Origin of the sequence: Pseudomonas sp. KD5, from assembly GCF_012932895.1 — a bacterium.
Taxonomy (GTDB): domain Bacteria; phylum Pseudomonadota; class Gammaproteobacteria; order Pseudomonadales; family Pseudomonadaceae; genus Aquipseudomonas.
This window is the reverse complement of record NZ_JDWJ01000022.1, coordinates 19,175-43,119: the sequence shown is the minus strand read 5'-3', so window position 1 is coordinate 43,119 and position 23,945 is coordinate 19,175. Positions and strand designations below refer to the sequence as shown.

Sequence of the window (23,945 nt, the reverse complement as noted above, 5' to 3'; positions counted from 1 at the left end):
AGTCGTTATGCAGGGCTGGACGTGCGACTGACCCAGTCTGGAACGAGCATCGACAAGCCCGGACGCCTGAGCAAGGGTGGCAACGCCTACCTGCGCTCGGCGATGTTCATGCCTGCCATGTCAGCGATCCGCTGCGATCCTTATGTGAAGGCTTTTTACGACGTGCTAGTCGGTCGTGGAAAACGAAAAATGCAGGCCATCTGTGCGGTTATGCGCAAATACCTGACAGGCTTGTGGGCCTGCATACGCGCTGGAGAGGATTTCGATACGGCCAAGCTTTTCAGCGAAAAACATCTGCTAAAAGCTTGACCGTGAACAGAGTATCTACAGGGGGATATGCGGACGCCCCAATCACTGTAGGAGCGAGGCTTGCCCGCGAAGAGGCCTCACATCCAGCACAACTGTCAGCAGTTGAACTGGTTGGGCGAAGCACAGAAATCACACGGCTCTGGCATCCCGGTCCAGCGGCCTTATAATGCCTGCCTTTGCGTAGATCAGCAGGCTGTCACCCCTTGGCAAATATAGATAATCCGGCCGCCGAAATGGCGGCCGACGGCTTTTTCCGGATCGCGTTGGGCGTTGAATACAAAGGTTCGCGTTATCGCGGCTGGCAACGTCAGGCCTCCGGTGTGGACACGGTGCAGGAGCTTCTTGAAAAGGCCTTGTCCAAAGTCGCCGACTCACCCGTGTCGCTGCATTGCGCCGGGCGCACCGACGCCGGTGTGCATGCTTGCGGCCAAGTGGTGCATTTCGACACCCAGGTAGAGCGCTCGATGAAGGCCTGGGTCATGGGTGCCAACATCAACTTGCCGCACGACATCAGCGTCAGCTGGGCCAAGGTCATGCCGGCGCATTTCCATGCGCGGTTCAAAGCCATCGCCCGGCGCTATCGCTACGTGATCTACAACGATCAGATCCGCCCGGCGCACCTGAACGAGGAAATCACCTGGAACCACCGCCCGCTGGACGTCGAGCGCATGTCCGAGGCCGCTCAGTATCTGGTCGGCACCCACGACTTCAGTGCTTTCCGTGCCGGCCAGTGCCAGGCCAAGTCGCCGATCAAGGAGCTGCATCACCTGCGCGTTACCCGCCATGGCAAAATGATCGTGCTGGATATCCGTGCCAGCGCGTTCCTGCACCACATGGTGCGCAACATCGCAGGCGTCTTGATGACTATCGGTGCTGGCGAGCGTCCCGTGGAGTGGATGAAAGAGGTGCTGGAGAGTCGCATTCGCCGTTCCGGTGGGGTGACGGCTCATCCGTTTGGCCTGTATCTGGTGCAAGTCGAGTATCGCGACGAGTTCGAATTGCCCGAGCGTTACATCGGCCCACACTTCCTCACCGGCTTCTCGGAACTTGACGGCTGACGCCTTCGAACGCTTTTGATACCATCCGGGACTTTCCCGCAATTGCCCTGAGGTTCTATCGACATGTCGGCCGTTCGCAGCAAAATTTGTGGGATTACCCGCATAGAAGATGCGTTGGCGGCGGTCGAGGCCGGGGCCGATGCCATCGGATTTGTGTTCTACGCCAAAAGCCCGCGGGCCGTGACGTTCCAGCAGGCGAGGGCGATCATCAAGGCCTTGCCGCCGTTCGTGACCACCGTGGGTTTGTTCGTCAACGCCAGTCGTTGCGAGTTGGGGGAAATCCTCGACGCCGTGCCACTGGACCTGTTGCAGTTCCATGGCGACGAAACCGCCGCTGATTGCGAAGGCTGGCACCGGCCGTACATCAAGGCATTGCGGGTCAAGGCCGGTGATGACATCGCGGCAGCTTGTGATGCATACCCAAGCGCCAGCGGTATTTTGCTCGACGCCTATGTCGAAGGTGTTCCCGGTGGAACCGGTGAAGCCTTCGACTGGTCACTGATACCGCAAGGCTTGAGCAAGCCGATCATCCTGGCGGGGGGCTTGACGCCAGATAACGTCGCCGAGGCGATCGCCCGGGTTCGGCCTTACGCGGTGGATGTCAGCGGAGGGGTAGAGGCGAGCAAGGGCATCAAGGATCACGCAAAGATTCAGGCGTTCATCAAAGCGGTACGCGGTAGCACGTCGTTGATGTGACGGCTGGCAGACTGCCGCCGTCCACTGCTCTGTACAAAAGAGGTGCACCTGCACAAAGCAGGCATGGCTGAGAGTTTTTGGGTTGTACGCAGGTCAGCATCTCGCTGACCCGGCAATCCATCGATCATCGCTACACATATGAATTTAGCTCAAGGGCATACGCGGGGCTGCGAACCAGAGCGTTCGGGCCGCCGGTACTGGAGAAAGAAAGCATGAGCAACTGGTTAGTAGACAAACTGATCCCTTCGATCATGCGTTCCGAGGTCAAGAAGAGCTCGGTGCCTGAAGGTCTGTGGCACAAATGCCCGTCTTGCGAGGCGGTGCTGTATCGTCCGGAGCTGGAAAAGACCCTGGACGTTTGCCCCAAGTGCAACCACCACATGCGTATTGGCGCACGCGCGCGCATCGACATCTTCCTCGACGCTGAAGGTCGTGCCGAACTGGGCGCGGATCTGGAGCCGGTTGACCGTCTGAAATTCCGTGACGGCAAGAAGTACAAGGATCGCCTGACCGCTGCGCAAAAGCAGACCGGCGAAAAAGACGCACTGATCTCCATGAGCGGCACCTTGCTGGGCATGCCGGTCGTGGTGTCGGCTTTCGAATTCTCCTTCATGGGTGGCTCGATGGGTGCCATCGTCGGTGAGCGCTTTGTGCGCGCCGCCAACTACGCCCTGGAAAACCGTTGCCCGATGATCTGCTTCTCCGCTTCCGGCGGTGCACGGATGCAGGAGGCGCTGATCTCCCTGATGCAAATGGCCAAGACCTCCGCGGTGCTGGCACGTCTGCGCGAAGAAGGCATTCCGTTCATCTCGGTGCTGACCGACCCAGTCTACGGTGGTGTTTCCGCCAGTCTGGCAATGCTCGGCGACGTGATCGTCGGTGAACCGAAAGCCCTGATCGGTTTCGCCGGCCCGCGCGTGATCGAACAAACCGTTCGCGAAAAACTGCCGGAAGGCTTCCAGCGCAGCGAGTTCCTGCTGGAGCACGGCGCGATCGACATGATCATCCCTCGTCAGGAACTGCGTCCGCGTCTGGGCAACCTGCTGGCACAACTGACCGGCAAGCCGACACCTAAATTCGTCGCCGCACCAGTCGAGCCGATCGTAGTCCCACCGGTACCTGCGAACCTATGATCGAGCGCACCCTTGGCGAGTGGCTCGCCTACCTTGAACAGTTGCATCCTTCGGCCATCGACATGGGGTTGGAGCGTTCGCAACAGGTAGCGTCCCGCATGGGGCTGGGCAAGCCGGCGCCTCGGGTGATCACGGTCACCGGCACCAACGGCAAAGGGTCTACCTGCGCATTCGTGGCTTCATTGCTGCGGTCGCAGGGCCTGAACGTGGGTGTCTACAATTCTCCGCACCTGCTGCGTTACAACGAGCGGGTGCAGGTCAATGGTGTCGAAGCCACTGACGCGCAGCTGTGCGAAGCCTTTGCCGCGGTCGAGGCCGGTCGCGGTGAAACATCCCTGACTTACTTCGAAATGGGCACCCTGGCGGCGTTCTGGCTGTTTCAACAGGCCGGTCTTGATGCAGTGGTGCTGGAAGTCGGCCTGGGCGGGCGCCTGGACACGGTCAACGTGGTGGATGCCGATATCGCGCTGGTCACCAGCATTGGTGTCGACCATGCGGATTACCTGGGTGATACCCGCGAATCCGTGGCCTTCGAAAAGGCCGGAATCTTCCGCCAGGGCGCGCCTGCACTGTGCGGCGATCTGAATCCTCCTCAACCTCTGCTGGATAAGGCGCGCGAGCTCAATTGCCCGTTTTTCCTGCGTGGGCGCGATTTCGACCTCGGTATCACCGATCACAACTGGCAATGGCGCGGCGTTGATGCTCAAGGGCGTGCGGTCGAATTGCACGATCTGCCATTGCTCGATCTGCCGATGGAAAACGCTGCACTGGCGTTGCAGGCTTACCTTCTGCTCGGTTTGCCTTGGGTGGATGCGCAGATTATTGAAGCGTTGAAAGCGACGCGGATCGTCGGTCGTCTTGATCGTCGGCAGTTCGACTGGCAGGGCAAGCGTCTGAATCTGCTGCTGGACGTGGGGCACAACCCTCACGCGGCAGAATATCTGGCTCGGCGTCTGGCCAGTCGACCGCTGGCCGGCAAGCGTCTGGCGGTGTTCGGGTTGTTGGCGGACAAGGACCTGGATGGTGTTGTCGGTGAATTGAATGCTAGTGTCCAGCATTGGGCCGTCGCGCCGCTGGATTCGCCGCGGGCACGGCCGGTAGCTCAGTTGCACGCAGCGTTGCAGAACCTTGGTGCCTCGGTTACGTCCTATGACAGTGTGGCCGCTGCCCTGGAAGGGCAATGCGCACAGGCGACGAGCGACGACGAGATTCTGTTGTTCGGATCATTTTATTGTGTCGCCGAGGCCCTTGAGTGGCTGGCCCGGCACTCCACGGAGGAAGGGGCAAATGGCTTTGCTGGATAAGGCGTACAAGCAGCGCATGGTTGGTGCCCTGGTGCTGGTGGCGCTGGCGGTGATTTTCTTGCCGATGCTGTTTTCCCGTCAGGACGAACAGCGCCAGGTAAGGGTCGACGCGCCTGCCGCACCGCATGCCCCCTCGATACCGCAAGTGCAGATCGAGTCGGTGGCGGTGCCTGAACCGCAGCCATTGCCGCAAGAGCCTGTGCCAAGCGACGACGAAATTGCCGAGCAGCAAGCGCCGTCGGCACCGATTGCGCCAACGGCTCCCGTAGCGCCAGCGCCGCCGGCTGCCAAGCCAGTCGCGCCGCCAGCAGCGCCAGTTGCCAAGCCTGTACCGGCACCTGCCCAGCCAATCGCGGTTGCACCGACCAAGCCGGTCGCTACTCCAAGTCGCGTCGATGCCAATGGCCTGTCGGTCAGCTGGTCGGTGCAACTGGCCAGCCTGGCGAGCCGTGAGAGCGCTGAAAGTTTGCAGAAAACCCTGCGCAGCCAAGGCTATAACGCCTACATTCGCTCCGCCGATGGCAAGAATCGAGTGTTCGTCGGGCCGCTGATCGAGCGTGCGGAAGCCGATCGTCTGCGTGATTTGTTGAGTCGCCAGCAGAACCTCAAGGGTTTTGTGGTGCGTTTCCAGCCTGAGCGCGGCTAAATCTATCGCCCCGATTTGAAAAGCACTGACAATCTCAGCTTACCGACAGCCATGGGCTCTGCTAAAATGCGCCGCCTCATCTGTCTGTAGGCTGCACTGTGCCATTTACCTGGGTTGACTGGGCGATCGTTGCAATCATCGCCATCTCCGCTTTGATCAGTCTGAGCCGCGGCTTCGTCAAGGAAGCACTCTCGCTGCTGACCTGGATCATCGCAGGAGTCGTTGCCTGGATGTTCGGTGGTTCATTGTCCGAGTACCTGGGCGGATATATTGCTACGCCGTCGGCGCGTGTGATCACGGGCTGTGCCATCATGTTTGTCGCCACTTTAATCGTAGGCGCAATGATCAATTATCTTATCGGCGAGTTGGTTCGCGTCACCGGGCTATCCGGGACCGATCGATTCCTCGGCATGGCTTTTGGCGGTGCGCGTGGCGTGTTGCTGGTGGTCGTGGCGGTCGGGCTGTTGAGCCTGGGGCCGGTACAGCAGGACGAGTGGTGGAAAGAGTCACAGCTCGTGCCAAAATTTCTATTGGTCGCAGACTGGTCCAAAAACCTGATCCTCGGGTGGAGCAGTCAGTGGCTTGCCAGCGGAATCAGCGTACCCGCTGATATTCCGTTCAAGGAGCACCTCTTGCCGACGGCCAAAACGCCTCAGTGAGTTGTGTTCAGTTCAGATCCATTAAGTAGGGGTTGCGTCGCATGTGTGGCATCGTCGGTATCGTCGGTAAGTCGAACGTCAATCAGGCGCTGTATGACGCGCTAACCGTCCTCCAGCACCGCGGCCAGGACGCTGCCGGTATCGTGACCAGCCACGATGGCCGGTTATTCCTGCGCAAGGACAATGGCCTGGTGCGTGACGTGTTCCATCAGCGTCACATGCAGCGCCTGGTCGGCCACATGGGCATTGGCCATGTGCGTTATCCGACCGCGGGCAGCTCGACCTCGGCCGAAGCTCAACCGTTCTACGTCAACTCGCCGTACGGCATCACCCTGGCGCACAACGGTAACCTGACCAACGTTGAACAATTGGCCAAGGAGATTTACGAATCTGACCTGCGCCACGTCAACACCAACTCCGATTCGGAAGTGCTGCTCAACGTGTTCGCACACGAGCTGGCCCAGCGTGGCAAGTTGCAGCCGACTGAAGAAGACGTGTTCGCGGCCGTCACCGACGTGCACAACCGTTGCGTCGGTGGTTACGCGGTCGTGGCGATGGTGACCGGTTATGGCATCGTCGGTTTCCGCGATCCGCACGGCATCCGCCCAATCGTTTTCGGTCAGCGTCACACCGATGAAGGCGTCGAGTACATGATCGCCTCCGAAAGCGTTTCGCTGGACGTGCTCGGTTTCACCCTGATTCGCGACCTGGCACCCGGCGAAGCGGTCTACATTACTGAAGACGGCAAGCTGCACACCCGTCAGTGCGCGACCAACCCGTCGCTGACCCCGTGCATCTTCGAACACGTCTACCTGGCGCGTCCGGACTCGATCATCGACGGCGTCTCGGTTTACAAAGCCCGCCTGCGCATGGGTGAGAAGCTCGCCGAGAAAATCCTGCGCGAGCGTCCGGACCACGACATCGACGTGGTCATCCCGATTCCGGACACCAGCCGCACCGCGGCCCTGGAGCTGGCGAACCACTTGGGCGTCAAGTTCCGCGAAGGCTTCGTGAAGAACCGCTACATCGGTCGGACCTTCATCATGCCGGGTCAGGCTGCGCGGAAAAAATCCGTACGCCAGAAGCTCAACGCCATCGAACTGGAGTTCCGCGGCAAGAACGTGATGCTGGTGGACGACTCCATCGTTCGCGGCACCACCTGCAAGCAGATCATCCAGATGGCTCGCGAAGCCGGCGCCAAAAACGTCTATTTCTGCTCGGCGGCCCCGGCCGTGCGTTACCCGAACGTCTACGGCATCGACATGCCGAGCGCTCACGAGCTGATCGCCCACAACCGTTCGACTCAGGACGTGGCCGACCTGATCGGTGCTGACTGGTTGATCTATCAAGACCTGCCTGACTTGATCGAAGCGGTCGGTGGCGGCAAGATCAAGATCGACAAGTTCGATTGCGCGGTGTTCGACGGCCATTACGTCACCGGCGACGTCGACGAGGCTTACCTGAACAAGATCGAGCAGGCACGTAACGATGCCTCCAAGGTCAAGACCCAGGCAGTCAGTGCGATCATTGATCTGTACAACAACTGAGTAACTACCGGCCCTGAGGGGCCGGTTTTGTATCTACTAAATAAAGAGCAAGGCAAGGAGTGACAGCATGAGTCAGGATTGGGATGCCGGTCGGCTGGACAGCGACCTCGAAGGCGTAGCGTTCGATACCCTGGCCGTACGCGCCGGTCAGCACCGCACGCCGGAAGGCGAACACGGTGATCCGATGTTCTTCACTTCCAGCTACGTATTCCGTACCGCCGCCGACGCGGCTGCACGCTTTGCCGGTGAAGTGCCGGGTAACGTTTACTCGCGCTACACCAACCCGACCGTGCGCGCGTTCGAAGAGCGCATTGCCGCGCTGGAAAGCGCCGAGCAAGCCGTGGCTACGGCGACTGGCATGGCCGCGATCATGGCGGTGGTAATGAGCCTGTGCAGTGCCGGCGATCACGTGCTGGTGTCGCGAAGCGTGTTCGGCTCGACCATCAGTCTGTTCGAGAAATACTTCAAGCGCTTTGGCATCGAAGTCGATTACGTAGCGCTGGCGGACTTGTCCGGCTGGGATGCGGCGATCAAGGCCAACACCAAACTGCTCTTTGTAGAATCGCCGTCCAACCCGCTGGCCGAGCTGGTAGATATCACCGCGCTGTCGGAAATCGCTCACGCCAAGGGCGCGATGCTGGTGGTCGACAACTGCTTCTGCACGCCTGCACTGCAGCAGCCACTGAAGCTGGGCGCGGACATTGTCGTGCACTCGGCGACCAAGTTCATCGACGGCCAGGGTCGTTGCATGGGCGGTGTCGTGGCGGGTCGCAGCGAGCAGATGAAAGAAGTCGTCGGTTTCCTGCGCACTGCCGGGCCGACCCTGAGTCCGTTCAATGCCTGGATTTTCCTCAAGGGCCTGGAAACGCTGAGCCTGCGCATGAAGGCGCATTGCGCTAATGCCCAGCAACTGGCTGAGTGGCTGGAGCAGCAGGACGGCATCGAGAAAGTCCATTACGCCGGCCTCAAGAGCCATCCGCAGCACGAACTGGCCCAGCGTCAGCAGAAGGGTTTCGGTGCGGTCGTGAGTTTCGAGGTCAAAGGCGGCAAAGAGGGCGCCTGGCGCTTTATCGATGCGACTCGCCTGATCTCCATCACCGCCAACCTGGGCGACAGCAAAACCACCATCACGCACCCGAGCACCACCTCTCATGGCCGTCTGGCGCCGCAAGAGCGTGAAGCTGCGGGGATCCGTGACAGCCTGATCCGCATTGCGGTCGGTCTGGAAGACGTGGCCGACCTGCAAGCCGATCTGGCGCGCGGGTTGGCTGCCTTGTGATCGAGTTGTCGACGCCGACCACGGGTACCCATGGCCGCGTCGCGCTGGTCACCGGTGCCGCGCGCGGCATTGGCCTGGGCATTGCGGCCTGGCTGATCAGCGAAGGCTGGCAGGTGGTGCTGACCGATCTGGATCGCGAGCGTGGTTCGAAAGTGGCGAAGGTGCTCGGCGAAAACGCCTGGTTCATCGCCATGGACGTCGCGAATGAAGCGCAGGTGGCGCTGGGTGTGGCCGAGGTGCTGGGGCAGTTCGGGCGTCTGGATGCGCTGGTGTGCAATGCGGCGGTGGCCGATCCGCACAACATCACCCTGGAAAGCCTCGACCTGGCCTACTGGAATCGGGTGCTGGCGGTGAACCTCAGTGGGCCAATGCTGTTGGCCAAGCACTGTGCGCCGTACCTGCGCGCTCACAGCGGCGCCATCGTCAACCTGGCCTCAACCCGCGCCGCGCAGTCGGAACCCGACACAGAGGCTTATGCGGCGAGCAAGGGCGGCCTGTTGGCCTTGACTCACGCCTTGGCCATCAGTTTGGGGCCAGAGATTCGTGTCAATGCGGTCAGTCCCGGCTGGATCGATGCGCGGGATCCAGCGGCACGGCGCGCCGAACCGCTGACTGACGCTGATCATGCGCAGCATCCGGCGGGCAGGGTAGGGACCGTCGAAGACGTGGCGGCAATGGTGGCCTGGTTGCTGTCGAAGAACGCTGGTTTCGTCACGGGCCAGGAGTTTGTGGTCGATGGTGGCATGACCAAGAAGATGATTTACAGCGAGTAACGGGGCAGGTGCGCTGCCCCGGCATTGATGTTGAATGTGTTGCCATCATCGTCGGCTCGCCGCCTAGAGTCGGGTCGCTCCCACATTAGAAAACCTGTTGTCTGAAGAAGCGCGGTCCACTGTGGGGGCGAACCTGCTCGCGAAAGCGGTCTGACGGTTGTCGACCTCGTCCGGAATGACACGATTTTGTCTTTTTTAGAAAAACTTCAAGCGGGGTATTGACTTAGCTTCGGCACCTGCGTAAATTTCGCGGCCTCAGAGATGCAAAGGGTGATTAGCTCAGCTGGGAGAGCGTCTGCCTTACAAGCAGAATGTCGGCGGTTCGATCCCGTCATCACCCACCAACTCTTGAGACTCTTGTGTAAGCAAGAGGGAAGCTGAAAAGCCTCCACCGACGCGCAGCGGTAGTTCAGTCGGTTAGAATACCGGCCTGTCACGCCGGGGGTCGCGGGTTCGAGTCCCGTCCGCTGCGCCATATTTTCCGAATCAGGTTTGCCCTGGTTCGAGATTGAAAAGCGAGATCGAAAAGTCTCGAAGTTTCAATCAGACGAGTTACTTGAGCGTCAGCTCAAAGCGATACGCAGCGGTAGTTCAGTCGGTTAGAATACCGGCCTGTCACGCCGGGGGTCGCGGGTTCGAGTCCCGTCCGCTGCGCCATATCTGCCTCAAGGCCCACTGAACGCCTTGGAGCTACGAAGAAGGCCGTTGGCAATCTTCGAGTCGATAGCAAAGACCCTGGTCGAAAGACCGGGGTTTTTTGTGTCTGCGATTTGGCTTTTTCTTCTTTCGCGCCTTCCCGACATTAGCTTTCTGCACGCCCGATGCACAAAGAACTTGGTTCACGGCATCGATATTAATTAGAATCACTCTCATTTACGATGACTCCTTGGCGCAGGACTTCTTGAGATGAGTGATGCAGCGATGCCGAAGGAGCAAACCCTCCACGACCTGTACCGCGATCACCGTGGCTGGCTTGAAGGCTGGTTGAGGCGGCGCGTGGGCAACGCGTTTGACGCGGCGGACCTCAGTCAAGATACGTTCCTGCGCTTGCTTGCCAGCTCTCAACGGATTTCCGACCTGCAGGAGCCCCGCGCCTATCTGCTGACTGTGGGTAAGCGACTGCTGAGCAACTTCTATCAGCGTCGTAGTCTTGAGCAAGCCTATTTGAATGCCCTGGCCTCGCTGCCTGAAGGCAGTGTGCCGTCTCCCGAGCAGCGCTGGCTGCTGCTGGAAACCCTGCAAGCCCTGGACGAATTGCTCGACGGACTGCCGACGGCGGTGCGACGGGCGTTTCTCTGGAGTCAGCTGGAAGGCTTGAATTATCAGCAAGTCGCCGAGCGCCTGCGGGTGTCGGAACGCACGATCAAGCGCTACATGGCGCAAGCCTACGAGCATTGCCTGTTGGTGGAGATGTGAGTAGTCCGTCGCCCTCGGTGGAGGCTCGCCAGATAGTGCGCGCCGCCGCGCAGTGGCTCGCCTTGCTGGAGTCCGGCAGTGCGAATGAGCAGGATCACGCCGGCCTGCAACGGTGGCGTGACAGTTGCGTCAGTCACGAGCAGGCCTGGCAGAAAGCTCAAGCCTTGCGTCAGCGTTTTGCCGATCTGCCTTCGGCGTTGGCGCTGCAAAGTCTGGATCGCCCTGAGCCGGGTAGGCGCGTGGTGCTCAAGCGCGCATTGGGTGCAGTGGTGTTGGTGCCGGCGGCATGGCTGATCAGCCGGCAATTACCGCTGGAGGTCTGGCGGGCCGACTTGCATACGTCCACTGGGGAGCGCAAGCAGGTGCAGCTTGCCGATGGCAGCTTCCTGCAGCTCAACACAGCTAGCGCCGTTGATGTGGATGTGCAGGGGCGGCGCTTGAAGTTGGTAGAGGGTGAAATATCACTGAAGGTGCCTGACGCCTCGCCATTGACGATCCAGACACGATTTGGGCAAGTTATAGTCAGTCAAAGCGAGGTCTGTGTGCGGCAGGATGCACTCGGATGCCGAGTGTCGGTATACAGCGGCTTCCTGCAATTGCAGCCGTTGCAGGGGCCAGTCTTGTCATTGCGCGGTGGTCAGCAGGTTGACCTTCAAGCGGGCGGTGCCGGGTCGACAACTGCATTCGATGTGCTCGCGCCGGGCTGGCGCGAAGGCGTGCTGATGGCAAAAAATCGGCCGCTGGGGGATTTCCTGCGTGAGCTTAGCAGTTATCGACCGGGTGTCCTGCGCTGGGAGCCTGCGCTCGAGGCGCTGCGCGTCACCGGTAGTTTCCGTCTGGACGACACCGATCGCGTGCTGACGCTGCTCGCGGCCAGTCTGCCACTGGAGGTGCATTCGCGTACGCGTTACTGGGTGACGTTGCTGCCGCGTAAAAATAGTGTGTGAAGCCTGTCCCCTTTTTTCGACTCGCTTGTCATTCAAGGCAACCGAGCGAATCAAGAGAGCTTCTTCAATGCCCACAGTAATGCCTTGCTGTCCGCGTCCGGCTGCTTCCGGTCTGCGTCCGTTGTTGCACCTGAGCCTGTTGCTGAGCCTGAGTGCCAGTCCGTTGTTCATCACTTCCAGTTGGGCCGAAGACGCCACCCGGCGCAGTTATCAAGTGCCTGCCGGGAGCCTGAGCGATGCGCTGACCAGGTTTGCCGGGCTGGCCGGGGTCAACCTCTCGGTGGACCCGGCGTTGGTAGGGGGGCGCAGCAGCGCCGGCTTATCCGGTGAATTTGCGGTCGAGGAGGGCTTTACCCGGCTGTTGCAGGGTTCCGGTCTGCAACTGCAGCCAGTGGGCGAACAAACGTACATCCTGACTCCGGCGCCAGAAGGCAGCAGCCTGCAACTGGCTCCCACCTCGATTCTCGGTGCCACCGACTCGGCTGGCGGCGATCCGTATGCCGGCGGCCAGGTTGCGCGCCATGGTTCGCAAGGCTTGCTGGGCTCAAAAGACTTTATGGAAACGCCATTCAGCATGACCTCCTACACCAGCGAGGTGGTCAAAAACCAGCAGGCTCGTACCTTGGTCGACCTAATCGCCAACGATCCTTCGGTTCGCGCCACCAACCCGGCGGGTGGGCGTTATGAGCAGTTCACCATTCGTGGGCTTAGTCTGTTCAACAGTGATGTCGCCTACAACGGTCTATACGGTGTCTTGCCGACCTATACGGTCGACATGGAGATGGCCGACCGCGTCGACATCCTCAAAGGCCCGAGCCAGCTTATCAACGGCATCTCGCCGCGAGGCGCCGTGGGTGGCGGGATCAACGTGGTGCCCAAGCGCGCGACCGACAAACCCATCACTTCTCTCACCGGTAGCTACGCTTCCGACAGTCAGGTGGGAGGCGCCGTGGATGTCGGCCGGCGTTTTGGTGAAGACAACAAGTTCGGTATTCGTTTCAACGGCGTGAAGCAGTCCGGCGACACCGAATGGGACCATCAGAGTGTCGACCGCGAGATGGCCGTGCTGGGCCTGGATTTTCGCGGTGAGCGCCTGCGACTGTCGACGGATATCGGACGCACCGAGCGCGATACCAACGCGCCGCAGGAGCGCGTGCAGGTCGGCGCCAACGCCCAGGTTCCGCATGCCAGCGATGTCCGCCGCAACTATGCGCAGCCTTGGAGCAAGGCGAGTACCAACGACACTTTCGGCGCGGTGAACGGTGAATTCGATGTCAGCGATTCCGTCATGCTGTACGGCGGTGTGGGCGCGCGTAAAAGCAACCATGACTTTCTCCGGCATGCCGTCGCGGTCACCAACAACGCAGGTGATTTCAGCGTTCAGCCACGTGATTTCACCCGCGACGAAAATGTCCGGACGGCCACGGCAGGGGTGCGCAATTGGTTTCATACTGGTCCGGTGAGCCATGAAGTTAACCTGGCCGCCAGCTATTTCTACATGGACTTCGAAAATGGCGGTGCCCGTTATGCCGCTACTCGCAGCAACCTCTACGAACCGGTGGAAACACCAACACCTGTCAGGCCCACTCGATTCGATTCGAAGGTCTACACCGAGAACCGCTTCAGCGGCGTGGCGTTGTCCGACACACTGGGTTTCTTCGATGATCGGCTACTGCTGACCCTCGGCGCTCGCTGGCAGCGCGTGAAGGTTGATGACTGGACGGATAACGTCAAAGGCGACACAGCCTACGACGAGGAAAAGGTTTCGCCGTCGGGCGGCATCCTGTTCAAGGCGACCGACAAATTGTCGCTGTATGCCAACTACATGGAGGGCTTGAGCCAAGGCAAGATCGCGCCGTCGACTTCGGTGAATGAAGACGAGATATTTCCGCCGTTCATCAGCCGGCAGGTCGAGGTCGGCGCCAAGTATGACGCGGGTGCGTTCGCCGTGACCGCTGCGGTGTTCCGGATCAAGCAGCCGGCCTATGAGACCAACGCCACGACGCGAGTCTTCGGCCCGAACGGCAAGCGTCAAAACGACGGTGTGGAACTGAGTGTGTTCGGTGAGCCACTCAAGGGTTTCCGCCTACTGGGTGGTGTCATGTACATCGACAGCGAGTTGACCAATACCACCAATGGCACCTTTGACGGCAACCGGGCGCCTGCGACGCCGAAATACAACGTCAACCTGGGCGCCGAGTGGGACGTGCCGACCGTACAGGGCCTGACCCTGACCAGCCGTGGTATCTATTCCAGTTCACAGTATCTGGACCAGTCCAACGACAAGGAAATCGACTCTTGGGAGCGTTTCGACGTGGGCGCACGTTACGCGTTCAAGATCGACGAGAAGAACATCACCCTGCGTGCCAATGTCGAGAACGTGGCGGACAAGCGCTACTGGAGCTCGGCTGGGGCTTCGGATGACAGTGAGCCGGGCTTGACGCTCTCGACCCCACGAACCTACCTCGTTTCGGCGACGGTCGACTTCTGAATCAGGGTTTGACTTCCCCCGGCGGATACAAAAAAGGGGCTGCGTTCAGCGGCCCCTTTTTCACCTCTATCGGTCAGTATCCGAGCTTGTCCCGCAATCCGTAATACCAGGCGCCCAACGCTGCGAACGGCGTACGCAGCAATTGCCCGCCAGGGAACGGATAGTGGGGTAGGTCGGCGAAGGCGTCGAAGCGTTCAGCCTGTCCGCGCAATGCTTCAGCCAGTACCTTGCCCGCCAGGTGCGTATATGTCACGCCGTGGCCACTGCAACCCTGGGAGTAGTAGATGTTGTCGCCCAGTCGCCCGACCTGAGGAAGACGCGACAGGGTCAGCAGGAAATTGCCGGTCCAGGCGTAATCGATCTTCACGTCCTTGAGTTGCGGGAAGGCCTTGAGCATCTTCGGTCGAATGATCGCCTCGATGTTCGCCGGATCCCGCGCGCCATACACCACGCCGCCACCAAATATCAGGCGTTTGTCGGCGCTCAGGCGGTAGTAGTCGAGCAGGTAGTTACAGTCTTCGACGCAGTAGTCCTGAGGCAGCAGGCGCTTGGCCAATTCATCGCCCAAGGGTTCGGTGGTGATCACTTGAGTCCCGCAGGGCATCGACTTGGCCGCCAGCTCCGGCACCAGATTGCCGATGTACGCGTTGCCGGCGACTATGATGAATTTGGCCCTGACCTTGCCCTGAGGCGTATGCACCACCGGGTTGGCACTGCGCTCGATGCGCACTGCCGGCGATTGCTCGTAAATAGTGCCGCCCAACGACTCCACGGCTGCTGCTTCGCCCAAGGCAAGATTGAGTGGATGAATATGCCCGCCGCTCATGTCGAGCATGCCGCCGACATATTGATCGCAAGCCACTACCTCGCGGATGCGACGCTGATCCAACAGCTCAAGCTGCGTGTGACCGAAACGCTCCCACAGGCGCTTCTGAGACTCCAGATGGCCCATCTGCTTGTCGGTAATGGCGGCGAACACACCGCCATCCTTCAAGTCGCACTGGATATTATATTTGGCCACTCGTTCACGAATGATCCGCCCACCTTCGAACGCCATCTGCCCCAGCAACTGAGCTTGCTTGGGGCCGACGCTGCGCTCAATCACATCGATATCACGGCTGTAGCTGTTAACGATCTGGCCACCGTTGCGTCCCGACGCACCGAAACCGACCTTGGCGGCTTCCAGCACCGTAACCTTGAAACCGTTTTCCAGCAGGAACAGGGCAGAGGACAGGCCGGTGTAACCGGCGCCGATTACACAGACATCAGTCTCTACATCATCCTGCAAGGCCGGGCGCGCTGGTGCCGCATTGGCCGACGCGGCGTAATAGGACTCTGGGTAGGGAGTGTTCGCCATCCTGCAGCCTCTGTTTAATATATTTTACGAGTGCATTGATCCTACCCGAGTTAAAAATCGACCGCCAGCCACCGGAAAATCTTCTTTGCCACAGCGAAATTAAATATTTTGCATATTCATAGGGTTAGGTGAAAAAAAGGTGTTGACACCCCTCCGGAATTCCGTAGAATGCCGCCTCACAGCAGGCACGTAGCTCAGTTGGTTAGAGCACCACCTTGACATGGTGGGGGTCGTTGGTTCGAGTCCAATCGCGCCTACCAAACAAAATCCGCTCTGCTGGGCGGTCTGGAAGGGCTCACCGAAAGGTGGGCCCTTTTTTGTTGTCTGCGATTTACCTGGCTTTTGCAAAATCCTCAAAAACGCCAACTCGGCGCCTTACTTCCAGTAAACACTGTTGCTGAACTAATACCGCCATAGCCGTCTACATTCTTCAGGGGACATCCCCTTTCGGAGAGAACGGATATGTTTAGATCTCGCTCGTTGATCGCCGCTATGACGTGTCTTGCCTTGGTGTCTGGTTCAGTGACTGCATTGGCCGACCCGGGAAACGGGAAAGGCCAGGGAGGAGGCAAGGGAAATCCACAATACAACCAGGACCATGGCAACTCCGGCCATGGAAACAAAGGGAAAGGTTCAGGGGGGGACGATTGGAGTCACGGCCCGAGCATCAACCACGGTAGCGTCCTTGGCATCGTGGGTGGTTATCGCGACTACTGGAGCCCCGGTCCCGCCTTGCCACCCGGTATTCAGAAAAACCTTGCGCGCGGTAAACCTCTGCCGCCGGGGATCGCCAAAAAACTCGATGGCCGTCTGCTCGGCCAGCTTCCCCACTACGATGGCTATGAGTGGCAGCAGGCTGGCACTGACTTGATTTTGGTGGCTATCGCTACCGGGATCATCTACGAGGTGCTCAATGGTGCGTTCGATTGATGTGAGGGCGATAAATTTCAATTGCGCCCTTGCAGCATAACGACCAGCAACATCACGGGAAGCAGTGTGCCGGTTCGATCGCTGCACATTGCCTGCCCGCTGGTCGCCGGCCTTTGAACTGTATGGGGGGGAGACGGTCAATTATTCCGTGCAATATCAACCTCCACGGAACCTCACCATGCTATTAAAAAACAAGAGTTTTGTTGCCGTCATGTCCTGCGTGATGATGCTTGCAGCCGCCCCGTTATTGCCCGCTGAACTGTCCATCATGAGCTCCGCCTACGCGAAGGATGGTGGCAATGGCGGTGGTGGCGGCGGTGGTAACGGTGGTGGCAATGGCGGCGGTAACGGCGGTGGTCATGGTGGTATCGGCGGTTCTGGCCATTCCGGCGGCGACAGCAGCAATGGCCGTGGTGCCGGCTTGAGTAGCGACCATATCGGCCGTGGCGCAGGTCTGAGTAGCGACCACGTCGGCCGCGGCGCAGGCTTGAGCAGCGACCATGTCGGCCGTGGTGCAGGCTTGAGTAGCGACCACGTCGGCCGTGGTGCCGGCTTGAGCAGTGATCACGCTGGCAAAGCCGTCCGGGACCATGGCCTCAAAGGCAACCACTATGGTAGCGAACGTAACAGTGATCGCGGCCATGGCGCAGTCACTTCGGGCATTGCGCATTCCAGGGACACACGAGGAGTTGCCAAGGCCTCTGCCATTTCGGCAACTACTCCTGGCGATCACAACACCAAAGGGTTGAGCAGCGCTCGCACTTCGATCTCGAAACGACTGGATTAAGTCCAAGACTCTCAAAAACCGGGTATCCATCAGGAACCCGGTTTTTTTTCGCCTGCAATTTGCCCGGTGGCGAGGTGCGGGAGATCAGCCCAGCCACCTGCGTGAGCAAATCCCACACGATGGGCTACTACTGTAATGCCAATTCAACTTTGTCCTGATGGGAGTATGTCGATGCTGGCTCACTGGTTTCTGGCGGCGGTTCACCTCTTGGCCTTTGGTCTGGGTTTTTGGGCTGTACTGACCCGCGGTACGGCGTTGCGTCGTCTGAGTGCCGGGGCAGGGGACGCTCGCCGTGTTTTGATTGCAGATAATCTGTGGGGGATCTCTGCAGTCACTCTGCTGATCACGGGTGGGCTGCGAGCCTTTGGCGGGTATGAAAAAGGCACTGATTACTATCTTCACCAACCCCTGTTTCATCTCAAGATGACGCTCTTCGTGTTCATCCTGTTGCTTGAGATTGCACCGATGGTGACGCTGATCAAATGGCGGATTGCGCTGGGGCGCGGCGCGGCAATCGATACCGGGCGCGCAACGCTGTTTGCCCGTATCAGCCATATCGAGGCGCTGTTGCTGGTGCTGATGGTCGTGGCGGCTACGGGCATGGCGCGTGGTGTGACGTTTGGCTAACCGGGCAGGAGAGCGCTCTTTCTCGCGGCAAATGCGAAACGTCTGACAGTCATGGCAGGAGCCAGGGCAGTAGTATCGGCTCCGTGTTGCGATAGCATCGCAAAGAGAGACGGAGCGCAGAACGATGCGGCACTTGAATCTTAGCCAGCCGTTACTCGAGGCAGAATGGGCTGGCTACTGACTGCAGCAGGATTCAGGGCGTTTGCGGCTTGTCCGGGGCGGTCAGGCCAGCCTGGATGCGTTGATAAATTTCTTCGCGATGCACCGCAACGTCTTTCGGGGCGTTGATGCCAATCCTGACTTGCTGGCCGCTAACGCCCAGAATGGTGATCGTAATGTCATCACCGATATTTATGCTTTCACCGACTTTGCGGGTGAGTATCAGCATGGTTTTCTCCTTGATTGCTTTGTAGGGCACCTGATTCGGACAGTGCAGAGGTCGGTATTAGATATAGATTAGTGCGAAGTTTCACGGTTTGGGTGCCTCTTTCTGACGCGCAGATGCTGCATTAATTCCCAAGGTGTAACTATACAGAGGCCGCCACCATCATTCTCGTTGTTTTGAGCCCATTTTGCGGCACTCCGGATGGATCCATGGATGTTAAAATCGCCGCTTTAAGCATTCGGAGGAAAGCGTTGTGCGCAAAATGGTCTTGGTAATCGCGGTACTGACGCTGGCCGGATGCGGTGAGGATAAAGGGGTTGACGCTCAAAAGCCGCAACCGGCAGTCGCCTCCGTCCCCGCTGCGGTAACGGGCCCGCAGTGGGACGTCGAAGTGCGTGGCGAGACACCCCAGGCGGTCAGTGACCTGAGCGGTTGGTTGATTGAGCACAGCTTCGTTCCCAACGTCGTGAAGGAAAATGGAAAGGTTCGTATTCTGGTCGGGCCGTTCGGTTCGCAAGCCGAGGCGCAGGCCAGGCAAGCTGAAATAACGGCGGCGCTGACCCGGGCGAAAAAGATGAACATCGAATCGCTGATCGTCGAACACCCGACGGCTCAGTAACCGACCTTTTCGCAACGCGCAGACCCGCATGCCGGGTGATGTGTCGGGGAAGCGATCTGCGAGGTCGCTTCCCTGGTGATGCGTCGGCATAAACGTTACATCAAGTTATTTTGCGGCAATCCCAGCAGGCCGGTCAGAGTGTTGATGATCGCTTGTTGCCGGGCACGGTCTGTCTGGTGCACGGCTTCCGCGGCGGCGACATCAGCGTCGCAGTGGGGGCACGTCACTTCGTGTGCATGGATGTACTGCAAGCAGCCACGACACAGCGCCAGTTGCGGTGGAATACGTCCTTCGTCAGGCGATTTCTGGCCCTGGTTCGCCCAGGCCAGTTTGATCACCTGGCCGCTGTCGCTGACGCTGTTGACCTTCTCGCCGGTATCGATGCGTTCGGTAATCAGATCAAAACGTCCGACGGCGAAGGAGGTTTTTGCCGCGTCCTCGAGTTTGACGATGCGCTCGCGTAGCCCGCGTTTTTGCAGGTCCAGCGCGCGGTAATGGCAGTAGGGATTATTGCCGGGTTTGCCGAGCAGGGAGTGCGAGGTCCAGGTGCAGCCGCCACGGCAGACGTCGTTGTAGTAACAGCCTCGGCAGTAGCCCCACAGGTCGTCGACCCCCCGCAGGCGACCAAAGTGCATGCCTTCGCTGTAGTGCCAGATATCGTGCAGGCTCATGTTGCGTACGTTGCCGCCCGAAAACCCCACCGTGGCCAATGACGGGCAACCCTTTACCGTGCCGTCGGCTTCCAGCGCCAGCACGGTCTGGCCGGCGGCGCAGCCACTCCAGTGCACGCGTTCGTCGCCGAAGCCACGCCACATGTGCTCGTAAGGGCCGTAGTAACCAATATTGTTGCCCACGTTCATCAGCAGGCCGCGATCAACCCCTTCGCGGTAGAGGCGCGCCAGCAGCGGCATCACTTCCAGCAGTTGGTAGGGTTGCAACAGCAGCTCCGGGTGGTCGACGGCATTGCCCATGGCGACCGTCAGCTGGATCTGCCAGTGAGTGGCGCCGAGGTCGATGATCAGGTCCATCAGCTCGGGCAGGTCGGGCAACGTGGCCGCGCCGATTTGTGTGTTGACGCTCACCGCAAGCCCGGACTGTTTGGCGCGTCGCAGGGTGTCCACCGCCTTGTCGAACGAGCCCGGAACATTGCGCACTGCGTCATGCAGTGGGGCCAGTCCATCCAGTGACACACCGACGCCATTGAGTCCGGCGTCCACCGCTGCCTGCATTTTCGCGGGCGTCAGGTTGCGCCCACCGGTTTGTATCGCGCAATACATGCCGTGATCGTGGATAGCCTGGATCAGTTGGGTCCAGTCCTTGCGCAAATAGGCTTCACCGCCGATCAGGGTGATTTCGCGGGTGCCGAGTGCCGCCAGGGAATCGATGACATCGAGGCACTCCCGGGTGTTCAGTTCATCGGGGCGTCGATGGCCGGCGCGTGAGCCGCAATGCAGGCATTTGAGATCGCAGGCCAGAGTGATTTCCCAGACCACATGCACCGGCACGTAGCGTTTGAGGTCGGTTTCACTGAGGTAGCGGGCAGGGCGACTGTCTGACATGGGAAATCCTTGCGCACCAACGCGTGCGCGGCACGAATCCATCGAAGTGTTCGCGCCTTCCTTGAGTCAATGGCGCGACCGGATTTACCTTTTGTTGTTGGTCAATAGCGCGGACCATGTGGGAGCGAGCCAGCCCGCTCCCACATGGGTTTGCGCTTAACTGCCTGGGGTTATCGGGCCTCCAGGCGGGCGATTTCAGCGTTCAGCTGCTCCAGAGCGCTGCGCAGGGCACCGCTGTTGGCCAATTGCTGTTCACCCTGGCTCACCACGGACTTCAGTTGCGCCAGGTCACCGCTGGTTTGCGCTTGCTGTACCGCGACGGCATAGAGCGGCACCGCATGGTGCGGATGCTCTGGGCGCTCAATCACTGGGGCCTGGCTGACAGCTGCGTGTTTCACGTAATGCCAGATACCCTGGTCCTGGTACTTGTAGTCGACATAACCGCTCGCCCAATCGGCGCCTAAAATGCCTTTCAAGCCGAAAGTCTGGGCGATCTGGCTGAGAGGGCCGCTGGGGCTGCCCGCCAAGGTGAGGATGATGTGGTTTTCGGCTGTCGGCACCAGTTTGGCCTCGGAGTACTCACCCCATACACGGGCACGGAAGTTGAGAGGCGGATAGGTGCTTTGGAAAATGCTGGCAACCCCGCTGACTTTTTTCTTTACGGTATCTACCAGCAGGTCCAGGGTTAAAACCGGTGCGCCCAATAGGTGACTACTGACATTCAGGCGGGTATGAAATAGTCCGATTGACATTGTGCTACTCCCTTATTTGTATTCAGGACAACTCGGGCATGTTTCGTGAGCGGGTCAGCGGCGTTCCTGCCGGCTGATTTCGCCCTTGGCCGTTTCAAGCGCGCTCTGCAGTTGGGGTTGCTGATCCAGTTGTTGTTGGGCCAGGCGGGCCAGGTTTTTCATCTGGGCCAGGTCACCGCTGGCAATGGCACTTTGAATCGGTGCGGCGTACAGCGGCATGATCGGTGGATAGGCTGGAATGACCGGGCCGGGCTCCAAAGGCACTGATTTATAAGCGTTGGAGGGTACCGCCTCGACAAGATGAGCGGGGGCAGTGACCTGGACCCACCGTTCACCATTGAAGTACTCGTAATTGGCGACACCTTCTCTCCAGTCGCTACCGACCACCAGATGCAACTTGAAATTCACGATTGAGTTCGAGCCTGGGCCGCCGTTATTGCCTTGAGCGGTGATCAGGATCTTGCTGACGCCAGGGCTCATGACCGTCAGGTAGGTGTATTCGCCCCAGACATCGGAGTGCACATCCAGTGGAGGGTTAGTGGCTTGAGTAATTTCGGCAGTGCCGCTTACCGTTTGATCTGGGGTAAAAACCAGAAGATTGAGTGCCAGGTTTTGTGCGCCCGCGGCCGAAGTACCAATTCGGTAGCAGAGTGGGAACAAGCCGACAGGTTGTTGATTGGAACCAGACATAATTATTGCCTCCATTGCAATAAGGGGCGCGGAAATAGCTATTAGTGCTTTTCCAGGCGTGCGATTTCCTTAACCAACTGCTCGTAAGCAGTTTTTAGCTCTTTATTTTCTGGTGTGGATGCATCGCGTTGTTTCAACAGCGTCTTCATTTGCGGCAGGTCGCCTGCCTTGATCGCGCCTTGGATGGCCACCCCATAGGGGGGCATGCTATGGCGAGTTGAAGTGCTCATAACGATTCCTTCCGTGGTGTTTGCGGGCACTGCTGTCATCAGCAGTTTTTGCAGTTAAGCAGGCGCCGATAAATATGCAATGGACTGCACCGGAGTAATGTTTAATATTATTTTATTAATAGCGACGCGTTTGGGTATGAAGTGTTTGATATTAAGAATGGCGATAGATTAACGCGCTTTCTCATCATTCATTATTGTTGTTATCGCCATTGATAATGAGTGATGGATTCAAACAGCACTGACCTTGCGCCCGAACCGTTCCCGATACACCGAAGGCGGCACGCCGACCACGCTACGAAATGCCACCCGGAAACTCTCCACCGAGCGATAACCGCAGTGCTGGGCAATCTGGTCGGTGTTTTGATTCGTACTCTCCAGCAGCTCGCGGGCCCGGGCCAGGCGTTCATGCTGCAGCCACGCTTTGGGCGGCATACCGCTGGCTTCGGTGAACCGCCGCAGGAACGTGCGCTCACTCATGGCCGCCTCGCTGGCGAGGTCGCGGACCTCCAGCGGTTCATGCAGACGTTCCCGCGCCCACTGCATGACCCGCGACAGATCGCTGCGCGGCGTCGGGCTGACCGGTGACGGAATGAACTGCGCCTGGCCGCCGGTGCGTTGCGGCGACATCACCAACCGCCGGGCCACCGAGTTGGCCACCTGCGTGCCGAAATCCCGCGCGACCAGATGCAGGCAGGCATCGATGCCGGCGGCGCTGCCGGCCGAAGTGATCAACTGACCCGAATCGACATACAGCACGTCCGGATCCACCAGAATGTTCGGGAAGCGCTCGGCCAGTTCAGCGGTGTAGCGCCAATGGGTGGTGGCGCCGTGACCGTCCAGCAAACCGGTGGCCGCCAGTACGAATACCCCGGAACAGATCGACAGCAACCGCGCGCCCCGGGCATGGGCCTGGCGCAGGGCGGCGAGCAAGGGTTCGGGCACCGGCGCGTTACGGTCGCGCCAGCCGGGGATGATGATGGTTCGGGCGCGCTCAAGCAGTTCCATCCCGCCGTCGGCCAGCACCTGAATGCCGCCCATGGCGCGCATCGGCCCTTGATCGACGGCGACGATGCGATGCTCGTACCAAGGGAAATCGAACTCTGGCCGCGCCAGGCCGAAGATCTCCACGGCAATGCCGAATTCGAAGGTACAGAGGCCGTCGTAGGCCAGAATCGCGACTAAACTTGGGGTGGGCTGCATTTGGCGGAAAATTCCCGGTGAGTGTCTTGTGCGCCACTGTAGCGGCAAGGCCGGAGCAGATAAAGTTTTCTCACACCCACTGAGACTTTGGAGTACAGCTCATGCCTAGCCTGGTTCGCGAGATTCCCGCAGCCCCGTCCGCCATCGCCCTGATGCACTTCAGCAATCGTCTGACCTTCGAAACTGATTGTTCCGACGTCTACAGCAGCCAAGAGGCCGGCGAGGTGGATTTTGTTCTGGTGGACGTGCGCGGACCGTTGGCGTTCGAACGCGGACATGTGCCAGGCGCGATCAACATCCCGGGTCGGTTGATCACAGCTGATAGCCTGGTGGCCTATCCGAAGTCCACGCTGTTTGTGGTCTATTGCGCCGGCCCTCACTGCAACGGCGCCAACAAGGCTGCGGTGAAATTGGCGGCACTGGGTTACCCGGTCAAGGAGATGATCGGCGGGGTGACCGGGTGGCTGGATGAAGGGTTTCAGTTAAGTGTCGTGGTTGCTCGCACCGCCAAGACAGTCATTGGTTGTGAATGCTGACGTTCAGATACAGGT

25 protein-coding genes and 4 tRNA genes are annotated in these 23,945 nt (G+C 59.5%); 22 read left to right on the top strand and 7 right to left on the bottom strand.

The annotated features are described in order from the left end of the window. The 16 genes from AF70_RS29285 to AF70_RS29210 form a co-directional block, all read left to right on the top strand. Positions 1-309 (top strand): transposase (locus AF70_RS29285; RefSeq protein ID WP_169342507.1); only part of this gene is annotated, 309 nt, incomplete at its 5' end. 233 nt (positions 310-542) lie between these two features. Then, positions 543-1,367 carry a tRNA pseudouridine(38-40) synthase TruA gene (truA, locus tag AF70_RS29280; protein WP_018928093.1) on the top strand — a complete coding sequence of 275 codons (825 nt, stop codon included), beginning with the start codon at positions 543-545 and terminating at the stop codon, positions 1,365-1,367. 63 nt (positions 1,368-1,430) lie between these two features. Further along, positions 1,431-2,063, top strand: coding sequence for a phosphoribosylanthranilate isomerase (locus AF70_RS29275; protein WP_018928092.1), 633 nt, complete (start codon positions 1,431-1,433; stop codon positions 2,061-2,063). A gap of 212 nt (positions 2,064-2,275) precedes the next feature. Further along, positions 2,276-3,196 carry an acetyl-CoA carboxylase, carboxyltransferase subunit beta gene (gene accD, locus AF70_RS29270; protein ID WP_007935172.1) on the top strand — a complete coding sequence of 307 codons (921 nt, stop codon included), beginning with the start codon at positions 2,276-2,278 and terminating at the stop codon, positions 3,194-3,196. Beyond that, positions 3,193-4,500, top strand: a complete 1,308-nt coding sequence (gene folC, locus AF70_RS29265) for a bifunctional tetrahydrofolate synthase/dihydrofolate synthase (protein WP_028940401.1) — start codon at positions 3,193-3,195, stop codon at positions 4,498-4,500. Before accD ends, folC begins: the two co-directional genes overlap by 4 nt. Continuing rightward, entirely contained in the window at positions 4,484-5,146 is a 663-nt protein-coding gene (locus AF70_RS29260; protein WP_028940400.1) for an SPOR domain-containing protein, read from the top strand. Before folC ends, AF70_RS29260 begins: the two co-directional genes overlap by 17 nt. Positions 5,147-5,244: 98 nt before the next feature. Further along, positions 5,245-5,805, top strand: coding sequence for a CvpA family protein (locus AF70_RS29255; protein ID WP_018928089.1), 561 nt, complete (start codon positions 5,245-5,247; stop codon positions 5,803-5,805). 41 nt (positions 5,806-5,846) lie between these two features. Next, positions 5,847-7,352: an amidophosphoribosyltransferase gene (purF, locus tag AF70_RS29250; RefSeq protein WP_018928088.1), complete on the top strand. Its 1,506-nt coding sequence runs from the start codon at positions 5,847-5,849 to the stop codon at positions 7,350-7,352. A 67-nt stretch (positions 7,353-7,419) separates the two neighbouring features. Continuing rightward, the gene (locus tag AF70_RS29245; RefSeq protein WP_018928087.1) at positions 7,420-8,631 is read left to right on the top strand and encodes an O-succinylhomoserine sulfhydrylase; all 1,212 of its coding nucleotides are present in this window, start codon (positions 7,420-7,422) and stop codon (positions 8,629-8,631) included. Further along, positions 8,628-9,404 carry an SDR family oxidoreductase gene (locus AF70_RS29240; protein WP_008007225.1) on the top strand — a complete coding sequence of 259 codons (777 nt, stop codon included), beginning with the start codon at positions 8,628-8,630 and terminating at the stop codon, positions 9,402-9,404. The genes AF70_RS29245 and AF70_RS29240 overlap by 4 nt, the downstream gene beginning before the upstream one ends. Positions 9,405-9,672: 268 nt before the next feature. Continuing rightward, positions 9,673-9,748: transfer RNA gene (locus AF70_RS29235), tRNA-Val, on the top strand. A gap of 54 nt (positions 9,749-9,802) precedes the next feature. Beyond that, a tRNA-Asp gene (locus tag AF70_RS29230) sits at positions 9,803-9,879 on the top strand. 105 nt (positions 9,880-9,984) lie between these two features. After that, a tRNA-Asp gene (locus AF70_RS29225) sits at positions 9,985-10,061 on the top strand. Positions 10,062-10,310: 249 nt separating this feature from the next. Continuing rightward, positions 10,311-10,820, top strand: coding sequence for a sigma-70 family RNA polymerase sigma factor (locus tag AF70_RS29220; protein WP_019582127.1), 510 nt, complete (start codon positions 10,311-10,313; stop codon positions 10,818-10,820). Continuing rightward, positions 10,817-11,767, top strand: a complete 951-nt coding sequence (locus AF70_RS29215; RefSeq protein ID WP_028940399.1) for a FecR domain-containing protein — start codon at positions 10,817-10,819, stop codon at positions 11,765-11,767. The genes AF70_RS29220 and AF70_RS29215 overlap by 4 nt, the downstream gene beginning before the upstream one ends. A gap of 67 nt (positions 11,768-11,834) precedes the next feature. Continuing rightward, a complete protein-coding gene (locus AF70_RS29210; protein WP_026331919.1) occupies positions 11,835-14,258 on the top strand; it encodes a TonB-dependent receptor in 2,424 nt (807 codons plus the stop codon). Between the two features lie 73 nt (positions 14,259-14,331). Here the strand turns inward: AF70_RS29210 and AF70_RS29205 are convergent, their stop codons facing one another. Next, on the bottom strand, positions 14,332-15,615 hold the full coding sequence (locus AF70_RS29205) for an FAD-binding oxidoreductase (RefSeq protein ID WP_019582130.1): 1,284 nt from the start codon (positions 15,613-15,615) through the stop codon (positions 14,332-14,334). A 183-nt stretch (positions 15,616-15,798) separates the two neighbouring features. On the opposite strand from AF70_RS29205, the gene AF70_RS29200 reads away from it, so the two are divergent. The 4 genes from AF70_RS29200 (at position 15,799) to AF70_RS29185 (ending at position 17,959) form a co-directional block, all read left to right on the top strand. After that, positions 15,799-15,875, top strand: a tRNA-Val gene (locus AF70_RS29200). Between the two features lie 202 nt (positions 15,876-16,077). Beyond that, positions 16,078-16,545 (top strand): anti-virulence regulator CigR family protein, encoded by a 468-nt coding sequence (locus AF70_RS29195; RefSeq protein WP_007935023.1) that lies wholly within the window; start codon positions 16,078-16,080, stop codon positions 16,543-16,545. 178 nt (positions 16,546-16,723) lie between these two features. Beyond that, entirely contained in the window at positions 16,724-17,332 is a 609-nt protein-coding gene (locus tag AF70_RS29935) for a hypothetical protein (protein ID WP_231508973.1), read from the top strand. Positions 17,333-17,503: 171 nt separating this feature from the next. Next, positions 17,504-17,959: a DUF2214 family protein gene (locus AF70_RS29185; RefSeq protein ID WP_019582132.1), complete on the top strand. Its 456-nt coding sequence runs from the start codon at positions 17,504-17,506 to the stop codon at positions 17,957-17,959. 193 nt (positions 17,960-18,152) lie between these two features. Here the strand turns inward: AF70_RS29185 and csrA are convergent, their stop codons facing one another. Further along, positions 18,153-18,347, bottom strand: a complete 195-nt coding sequence (gene csrA / locus AF70_RS29180; protein ID WP_007938114.1) for a carbon storage regulator CsrA — start codon at positions 18,345-18,347, stop codon at positions 18,153-18,155. A gap of 250 nt (positions 18,348-18,597) precedes the next feature. On the opposite strand from csrA, the gene AF70_RS29175 reads away from it, so the two are divergent. After that, positions 18,598-18,963 carry an SPOR domain-containing protein gene (locus tag AF70_RS29175; RefSeq protein WP_007938113.1) on the top strand — a complete coding sequence of 122 codons (366 nt, stop codon included), beginning with the start codon at positions 18,598-18,600 and terminating at the stop codon, positions 18,961-18,963. Between the two features lie 95 nt (positions 18,964-19,058). On the opposite strand, the gene AF70_RS29170 is transcribed toward AF70_RS29175, so the two are convergent. The 5 genes from AF70_RS29170 to ftrA all read right to left on the bottom strand — a co-directional run bounded on the left by AF70_RS29170 (position 19,059) and on the right by ftrA (position 23,394). Further along, entirely contained in the window at positions 19,059-20,522 is a 1,464-nt protein-coding gene (locus AF70_RS29170) for a GDL motif peptide-associated radical SAM/SPASM maturase (protein WP_028940397.1), read from the bottom strand. Between the two features lie 170 nt (positions 20,523-20,692). After that, the gene (locus AF70_RS29165) at positions 20,693-21,274 is read right to left on the bottom strand and encodes a DUF1842 domain-containing protein (RefSeq protein WP_018928079.1); all 582 of its coding nucleotides are present in this window, start codon (positions 21,272-21,274) and stop codon (positions 20,693-20,695) included. Between the two features lie 54 nt (positions 21,275-21,328). Then, entirely contained in the window at positions 21,329-21,964 is a 636-nt protein-coding gene (locus AF70_RS29160; RefSeq protein WP_018928078.1) for a DUF1842 domain-containing protein, read from the bottom strand. A gap of 41 nt (positions 21,965-22,005) precedes the next feature. Continuing rightward, positions 22,006-22,194 carry a DUF1843 domain-containing protein gene (locus AF70_RS29155; protein WP_018928077.1) on the bottom strand — a complete coding sequence of 63 codons (189 nt, stop codon included), beginning with the start codon at positions 22,192-22,194 and terminating at the stop codon, positions 22,006-22,008. Positions 22,195-22,422: 228 nt separating this feature from the next. Beyond that, positions 22,423-23,394, bottom strand: coding sequence for a transcriptional regulator FtrA (ftrA, locus tag AF70_RS29150; protein WP_028940396.1), 972 nt, complete (start codon positions 23,392-23,394; stop codon positions 22,423-22,425). Positions 23,395-23,495: 101 nt separating this feature from the next. Between ftrA and AF70_RS29145 the strand changes: the two genes are divergently transcribed. Next, the gene (locus tag AF70_RS29145; RefSeq protein ID WP_019582137.1) at positions 23,496-23,930 is read left to right on the top strand and encodes a rhodanese-like domain-containing protein; all 435 of its coding nucleotides are present in this window, start codon (positions 23,496-23,498) and stop codon (positions 23,928-23,930) included. Positions 23,931-23,945 lie beyond the last annotated feature (15 nt).

Coding starts and splice junctions, on each gene's coding strand:
- AF70_RS29260 (WP_028940400.1), top strand. CDS start 4,484: ATGGCTTTGCTGGATAAGGCGTACAAGCAGCGCATGGTTGGTGCCCTG.
- ftrA (WP_028940396.1), bottom strand. CDS start 23,394: ATGCAGCCCACCCCAAGTTTAGTCGCGATTCTGGCCTACGACGGCCTC.
- AF70_RS29210 (WP_026331919.1), top strand. CDS start 11,835: ATGCCCACAGTAATGCCTTGCTGTCCGCGTCCGGCTGCTTCCGGTCTG.
- AF70_RS29195 (WP_007935023.1), top strand. CDS start 16,078: ATGTTTAGATCTCGCTCGTTGATCGCCGCTATGACGTGTCTTGCCTTG.
- csrA (WP_007938114.1), bottom strand. CDS start 18,347: ATGCTGATACTCACCCGCAAAGTCGGTGAAAGCATAAATATCGGTGAT.
- AF70_RS29245 (WP_018928087.1), top strand. CDS start 7,420: ATGAGTCAGGATTGGGATGCCGGTCGGCTGGACAGCGACCTCGAAGGC.
- purF (WP_018928088.1), top strand. CDS start 5,847: ATGTGTGGCATCGTCGGTATCGTCGGTAAGTCGAACGTCAATCAGGCG.
- AF70_RS29185 (WP_019582132.1), top strand. CDS start 17,504: ATGCTGGCTCACTGGTTTCTGGCGGCGGTTCACCTCTTGGCCTTTGGT.
- AF70_RS29205 (WP_019582130.1), bottom strand. CDS start 15,615: ATGGCGAACACTCCCTACCCAGAGTCCTATTACGCCGCGTCGGCCAAT.
- AF70_RS29155 (WP_018928077.1), bottom strand. CDS start 22,194: ATGAGCACTTCAACTCGCCATAGCATGCCCCCCTATGGGGTGGCCATC.
- truA (WP_018928093.1), top strand. CDS start 543: ATGGCGGCCGACGGCTTTTTCCGGATCGCGTTGGGCGTTGAATACAAA.
- AF70_RS29275 (WP_018928092.1), top strand. CDS start 1,431: ATGTCGGCCGTTCGCAGCAAAATTTGTGGGATTACCCGCATAGAAGAT.
- AF70_RS29935 (WP_231508973.1), top strand. CDS start 16,724: ATGCTATTAAAAAACAAGAGTTTTGTTGCCGTCATGTCCTGCGTGATG.
- folC (WP_028940401.1), top strand. CDS start 3,193: ATGATCGAGCGCACCCTTGGCGAGTGGCTCGCCTACCTTGAACAGTTG.
- accD (WP_007935172.1), top strand. CDS start 2,276: ATGAGCAACTGGTTAGTAGACAAACTGATCCCTTCGATCATGCGTTCC.
- AF70_RS29220 (WP_019582127.1), top strand. CDS start 10,311: ATGAGTGATGCAGCGATGCCGAAGGAGCAAACCCTCCACGACCTGTAC.
- AF70_RS29160 (WP_018928078.1), bottom strand. CDS start 21,964: ATGTCTGGTTCCAATCAACAACCTGTCGGCTTGTTCCCACTCTGCTAC.
- AF70_RS29170 (WP_028940397.1), bottom strand. CDS start 20,522: ATGTCAGACAGTCGCCCTGCCCGCTACCTCAGTGAAACCGACCTCAAA.
- AF70_RS29165 (WP_018928079.1), bottom strand. CDS start 21,274: ATGTCAATCGGACTATTTCATACCCGCCTGAATGTCAGTAGTCACCTA.
- AF70_RS29145 (WP_019582137.1), top strand. CDS start 23,496: ATGCCTAGCCTGGTTCGCGAGATTCCCGCAGCCCCGTCCGCCATCGCC.